This window comes from Streptomyces sp. SID3212 (assembly GCF_009865405.1).
Lineage (GTDB): Bacteria > Actinomycetota > Actinomycetes > Streptomycetales > Streptomycetaceae > Streptomyces.
Map to the genome: position 1 here is coordinate 1 of NZ_WWJY01000578.1, position 560 is coordinate 560.

A 560-nucleotide genomic window follows, 5' to 3' on the forward strand; every position below is an offset into this window, starting at 1 on the left:
CAGCAGGGACACCCCGGGCCAGCGGCACCGCAGGGATCCGCCACGCCGGGGCCGAACACCCCCTCCGCACCCACGGGTTACGGCTTCCCGCACCCGGGACAGCCGGGGCAGCCCGGCCCCGCGGCACCCCAGGCGCCCACCGCTCCCGGACCCAACGCCCAACCCGCGCAGGCCGGTTACGGCTTCCCCCAGCAGGGACACCCCGGGCCAGCGGCACCGCAGGGATCCGCCACGCCGGGGCCGAACACCCCGCCCCCGCCCACGGGTTACGGCTTCCCGCACCCGGGACAGCCAGGACACCCCGACCCCGCCGCCTCCGGGCCGAACGCCCAACCTCCGCAGGCCGGTTACGGCTTCCCGCAGGGACAGCCCGGGCAGCCGGGCCCGTACCCGCCCGCGCCCGTGCCGCCTCAGGCCGGTTACGGCTTCCCGCACCCCGACTACCCGGCGCAGCCCGGCCCCGTACCCCAGCAGCCCGCGCGGGCGACTCCGTACATCCCCCCGCAGCAGATCCACCAGCCCCAGCCGCATCCCCAGCCCCCGGGCCAGGCCGCTCCTCC

The 560-nt window shown here is 78.6% G+C and carries 1 pseudogene; it reads left to right on the forward strand.

Annotation, left to right across the window (positions count from 1 at the left end):
- Positions 1-560 (forward strand): annotated as a pseudogene (locus tag GT042_RS39155) (hypothetical protein); the annotation flags it as partial.